The organism is Rahnella sp. AN3-3W3 (assembly GCF_003263545.1).
GTDB lineage: Bacteria > Pseudomonadota > Gammaproteobacteria > Enterobacterales > Enterobacteriaceae > Rahnella > Rahnella variigena.
Window position 1 is genome coordinate 1 of sequence record NZ_JYDG01000136.1, and the last position, 5825, is coordinate 5825.

A 5825-nucleotide genomic window follows, 5' to 3' on the forward strand; every position below is an offset into this window, starting at 1 on the left:
AACTTTTGGGGTGCAGTCCAATTGCAGGGCTTTTTAATATCTGAAACAAACTTACTGGCCGGATGCGACACGCTCGGCAAATTTCGCGTCTTTCGCCGCTTCACTGTTCAGGTCACGGCTCAGATAAATACCGGTCAGCAGACCAATTGCGGACAGAGCCAGCACGTAGTACGCAGGAGCCATCGGGGTCAGACGCATAATGAGCGTGACGAAGATCGGCGTCAGGCCGCCGAAAATCGCATATGCCACATTGTATGAAAAAGAAATACCGGTAAAACGCACTTCAGCTGGGAATGCCCGTACCATCACATAGGGCACGGCACCGACTACGCCCACGCTCAGTCCGGCGAGCGCGTACATGCCCATCAGTACCGACGCATCCGCCGCGACCATGTGATAGAACGACCATGTGCAAATCCCCAGGAACAGGCTGCCGAAGATGAATGTTTTGCTGGCACCAAGCCGATCCACAACGCTGCCTGAGATGATGCAGCCAACCATCAGCGCCACGGTGGCCAGACAGTTTGCCTGCAATGCCGCTGCAGCCGGAATACCGAACTGTTTCTGCAGCCAGGTTGGTGTCATCAGAATCACCACCACGATCCCGGCCGATAACAGCCAGGTCATCAGCATCGAGACCACAATTTCTTTTTTATGATTGGCGACCACGGCTTTCAGAGGCAGCTCTTCCGCCAGCGCTTTGTGCGCTTTCATCTCAATAAAGACCGGCGTTTCCTGTAACCAGCGGCGCAGATACATGGCGATCAAACCGAAAATACCGCCAATAAAGAACGGAATACGCCAGCCGTACTGACTGATTGTTACCGGTGTCATGCTGGTGTTCAGTAAAGTTGCCACCAGAGAACCCAGCAGGATCCCCAATGTTAAACCGGCCGTCAGCGTTCCACAGGCAAAACCAATGCGGCTGCGCGGCACGTGCTCGGCCACAAACACCCATGCACCCGGGACTTCTCCGCCAATAGCCGCACCCTGCAATACGCGCATCAGCAATAATAACAGCGGTGCTGCAATGCCAATCGACGCATAAGTCGGCAATAAACCCATCGCCAGTGTCGGCAAGGCCATCAGCAGAATACTCAGACTGAACATACGCTTACGACCCACTACATCGCCGAAATGCGCCATGATGATACCGCCCAGCGGACGTGCCAGATAACCGGCGGCGAAAATACCGAAGGTCTGAACCTGGCGAAGCCAGTCGGGCATATTAGCCGGGAAGAAAAGATCGCCAATGACCGCCGCGAAGAAGACGAAAATGATGAAATCGTAAAATTCGAGTGCGCCACCTAATGCAGCCAGGGACAGCGTTTTGTAGTCCTGCCGGTTCAACCGGCGCGATTGTGCGTGTTGCATAGGGATACCGTCAGACACCAGAGTGTAAAATGGAAAAAGGTTTTGCCACCTCATGTAAAGTAATCATTACTATAACGGCAAATATTTTTCACACCAGAGTGCCTGACGCGTAACTTCTGTTAATTTGGAAATCGGGGGCTATTCAGTTTTTTGTATCGCGGCGGGCACTTTTTGGACGAAAAGCTGCTACCACTTCATCATGCGTTTCGACGTAAGGTCCATCGAGAAGCTGGATGCAGTACGGCACGCTGGCGAAAATACCGGAAACAATCACCTTACCGTCAGCATCTTTCAGGCCTTCCAGCGTTTCCTGAATTGATTTCGGCTGACCGGGTAAATTGAGGATCAGCGCCTGTTTGCGGATAACCCCAACCTGACGCGATAAGATCGCCGTCGGCACAAAGTGCAGGCTTATCTGGCGCATCTGCTCACCGAAGCCCGGCATTTCACGATCGGCCACCGCCAGCGTGGCATCCGGCGTGACGTCACGGCGTGCAGGGCCGGTTCCGCCAGTGGTCAGCACCAGATGACAGCCACTCTCGTCGACCAGTTCGCTGATCGCCTGTTCAATCAGCGGCTGCTCATCTGGGATCAGTCTTGTTTCCAGTTTGTATGGGGTAATAAGCGCTTTCTCCAGCCACGCTTCCAGCGCCGGAATGCCTTTATCCTGATAAACACCGTTTGAGGCGCGGTCCGACACCGATACCAGACCAATTCGGAATGTATTCATGCTATTTCTCCACAGCATTTTTCTTCGTAATTTGTCTCAGTATATCGGTAACCGGCCTGTGGTTTTATCGCAGGTACAAAAAAAGCGGCTGATTAGCCGCTTTTTGTCGAAAACTGAGCGCTGATTACAGCAGGTCAGAAATCATTTTTTCCAGTTTACCCTGGTCAACTGCAAACTTACGGATACCATCAGCCAGTTTGTCGATAGCCATCGGATCCTGGTTGTGTTCCCAGTAGAACTGAGATTCAGTCAGTGGCGCAGGACGTGGTTTGGTTTCACCAGAGAAGGACAATTTGCGCTCCAGCGGACCTTCGCTTTCTGCCAGCTCTTTGAGCAGCGCAGGAGCGATAGTCAGACGGTCACAACCAGCCAGTTCGATGATTTCGCCGATGTTACGGAAGCTTGCGCCCATCACGACAGTTTCGTAGCCGTGTTGTTTGTAGTATTCGTAGATTTCGGTCACAGACACCACGCCCGGATCTTCATTCGGCGCGAACTCTTTCTTGTCGCCATTGGCTTTGTACCAGTCGAGGATACGGCCAACGAATGGAGAAATCAGGAACACGCCCGCTTCTGCACAAGCACGAGCCTGAGCGAAGGAGAACAGAAGGGTCAGGTTACAGTTGATGCCTTCTTTTTCCAGTTTTTCCGCAGCGCGGATACCCTGCCAGGTAGAAGCGAGTTTGATCAGGATACGGTCGTTGGTGATGCCCGCATCGTTATACAGTTTGATCAGACGTTTGGCTTTGGCCACGCTCGCGTCAGTGTCGTAAGACAGACGGGCATCAACTTCTGTTGAAATGCGGCCCGGAACCAGTTTCAGAATTTCCAGACCGATGTTTACTGCCAGTTTGTCAGCGGCATCAGTAATCTGCTGATCGTGATCGCTGCTCTGGTCACGTGCCCAGGCGATTGCTTCGTCGATCAGTTTACGGTATTCAGGAATTTGCGCAGCGCTGAGGATCAGTGACGGGTTGGTGGTCGCATCCTGCGGCTGGTACAACTTCATTGCCGCGATATCTCCGGTGTCAGCAACAACCTGAGTCATTTGGCGTAGGGAAGTCAGTTTATCGGTCATTTTGGCATATCTCATCGTTTGGACGTTTTCGTATAGGCATTTTCATGCCTTGCCTTTGGCTGATGATAACATGCAAAAAGCCACGCGCAAGGCGCATCTCGCGGCATGCTCGGCTACGAACATCTATGGATTTATCACCTTCCAAAACACACAATTTCAGCCAAAATGCATATGTCACCGGTTTGATAAAAAAGGTATGTTAGCCATCCAAAGTGGTCATTGCCCTTAAGCCAATTAATAAAAACGATGAAGGGTAAATCAACCAAGGACAATTCATGAATGACTTGCTGGAATTTTTCGACACAATTCTCTGGAGCACAATCCTGATTTACCTGCTGTTTGGCAGCGGTATTTATCTCACTTTCCGTCTTGGGTTCATTCAGTTTCGTCGTTTTGGCCACCTCTTCTCTCCGTCACTTTTTAAACGCAACGCCGATCCCCGCGGAACATCCCCCTGGCGCGTACTTTGTCTGAGTATGGCTTCACGAATGGGTACCGGTAACCTGACAGGCGTGATCATTGCGATTGCGCTCGGCGGGCCGGGAGCCATTTTCTGGATGTGGATTATTACTCTCTTCAGCATGGCGACCGCGCTGATAGAAAACACGCTGGCGCAGATTTACAAAGGCACCAGTGCGCGTAACAAATTTCGTGGTGGCCCGGCAGACTACATGGAGAAAGGGCTGGGAATGCGCTGGATGGGGATCCTGTTTTCCTTCCTAATGGTCATTTCCTGCGGCTTTATTTTCAGTGCGTTACAAGCTAATTCGATTGCTCAGGCATCACTCCATCTCCTGCATGTTCCGCCGCTGACAACCGCCTGTATTTTAGCGGCACTGGTTGCTCTGCTGATTTTCGGTGGGATCCGCGCCGTTACCTGGCTGTCCAAATGGATGATCCCGCTGATGGCCATTGCCTGGCTGCTGCTGGCCGTTTGGGTCATTGGTCATCATGTCGAAAAACTTCCACAAGTCTTCGCACTGATATTCAAAAGCGCCTTCGGCCTGCAGGAAGCGGCATCCGGCGCGCTGGCTTATGGCGTGACTCAGGCGATAACTCAGGGGATGCAGCGCGGGGCTTTTGCCAGTGAAGCCGGTGTCGGTTCATCGCCAAATGTCGCGGCGATGGCAGCAGTCAGCCATCCGGCTGCTTCGGGTTTTAACCAGATGCTGGCGGTGTTTATTGATACGGTGGTAATTTGCACCGCTACGGCGTTGATTATTTTAACGTCCGGCGCGTTGGATATTCCCGGAGCGCCCACGGGAATTCGCCTGCTCCGCCTGGCCATCGACCCCACATTGCCAGAATGGAGCTCGGTTATTCTGGCGATGCTGGTGTGCGCCTTTGCGTTCACTTCAATCGCCGGCAACTATGTCTATGCTGAAAACAATCTCAGTTTTGTTCACAGCGCTGCCCCGGTTAAGTTGCTGATTTTCCGGTTGCTGGTCATTGCGATGGTTTTCGGCGGCTGCCTGATGGAACTCCAGATGCTTTGGAAGCTGGCTGATATCTTCATGGCGCTGATGGCCATACTTAATCTCACCGCCCTGCTGCTGCTTTCCGGCATCGCGGTAAAAGTGGTTAAGGATCACGAGCGGCAGCGGCGGATGGGAAAAATACCGGTCTTCAATCCTGACCATTTCCCTGAATTACGCGGTCAGCTTGAGCCGGGTGTGTGGGATAAAACGTCATCTCCGCGCTGATTTTCACCGCTTTTACCTATTGCTGTCATGCCCCCATCGCAGTGACTTTTTTGCTACAGTATGGCAACGAAAAATTCTGAATTTGAACCGTCACTGACCAACGGACAAGACTATGCTGACCATTATTTCACCTGCCAAAACGCTCGATTACGAAAGCCCGCTTGCGACAACGCGCTATACCCAACCAGAGTTGCTGGATAAATCCAGTGAACTGATCACCGTGGCGCGTAAAATGTCCCCGGCGCAGATCGCTTCACTGATGGGGATCAGCGATAAACTGGCCCATCTGAACGCTGAACGCTTCAATGACTGGCAGCTGGATTTCACCCCGGAAAATGCCCGACAGGCGCTTCTGGCCTTTAAAGGTGACGTGTATACCGGTCTGCAGGCGGAAGATTTCAGCGAGAAAGATTTCGATTTTGCCCAAAAACATCTGCGCATGTTGTCCGGTTTATACGGTCTGTTGCGTCCGCTGGATTTAATGATGCCTTATCGTCTGGAAATGGGTATCCGTCTGGAAAACCCGCAGGGTGCGAATCTGTATGCGTTCTGGGGCGATTTACTGACTGAAAAACTGAATCTGTTACTCCGCGAACAGAAAAGCAAAGTGCTGGTGAATCTGGCGTCTGATGAATACTTCAAAGCGGTGAAACCTAAACTGCTGGATGGCGAAATCATCAAACCTGTCTTCCTTGATGAGAAGAACGGTAAGTACAAAGTCATCAGCTTCTACGCCAAAAAGGCGCGTGGCCTGATGAGCCGGTTCATTATCAAAGAGCGTCTGGATAAGCCGAAACAACTTCAGGATTTCAATCTGGAAGGTTACGAATTTGATGAATCACGCTCACAGGGCAACGAGCTGGTATTTACCCGCCCGGAACGCTGATTTACCTGAGCAGTATGCGTAAAAAAGCCCTCGCGATGGACTGCACCCCAAAAG

The 5825-nt window shown here is 51.8% G+C and carries 5 protein-coding genes; 2 read left to right on the plus strand and 3 right to left on the minus strand.

Annotated features, from left to right (window positions below; translation table 11 throughout):
- Positions 1 to 51: 51 nt before the first annotated feature.
- The 3 genes from UC15_RS25100 to tal form a co-directional block, all read right to left on the minus strand.
- Positions 52 to 1374: an MFS transporter gene (locus tag UC15_RS25100; RefSeq protein WP_112291895.1), complete on the minus strand. Its 1323-nt coding sequence runs from the start codon at positions 1372 to 1374 to the stop codon at positions 52 to 54.
- Between the two features lie 142 nt (positions 1375 to 1516).
- Complete coding sequence (gene mog / locus UC15_RS25105) at positions 1517 to 2104, minus strand: molybdopterin adenylyltransferase (protein ID WP_112291897.1); 588 nt, start codon at positions 2102 to 2104, stop codon at positions 1517 to 1519.
- A gap of 124 nt (positions 2105 to 2228) precedes the next feature.
- Positions 2229 to 3182: a transaldolase gene (gene tal / locus UC15_RS25110; protein ID WP_112291902.1), complete on the minus strand. Its 954-nt coding sequence runs from the start codon at positions 3180 to 3182 to the stop codon at positions 2229 to 2231.
- Positions 3183 to 3457: 275 nt separating this feature from the next.
- On the opposite strand from tal, the gene UC15_RS25115 reads away from it, so the two are divergent.
- Both UC15_RS25115 and yaaA read left to right on the plus strand, forming a co-directional pair.
- Positions 3458 to 4885, plus strand: coding sequence for a sodium:alanine symporter family protein (locus tag UC15_RS25115; protein WP_112291898.1), 1428 nt, complete (start codon positions 3458 to 3460; stop codon positions 4883 to 4885).
- A 112-nt stretch (positions 4886 to 4997) separates the two neighbouring features.
- On the plus strand, positions 4998 to 5771 hold the full coding sequence (yaaA, locus tag UC15_RS25120) for a peroxide stress protein YaaA (RefSeq protein WP_112291900.1): 774 nt from the start codon (positions 4998 to 5000) through the stop codon (positions 5769 to 5771).
- Positions 5772 to 5825 lie beyond the last annotated feature (54 nt).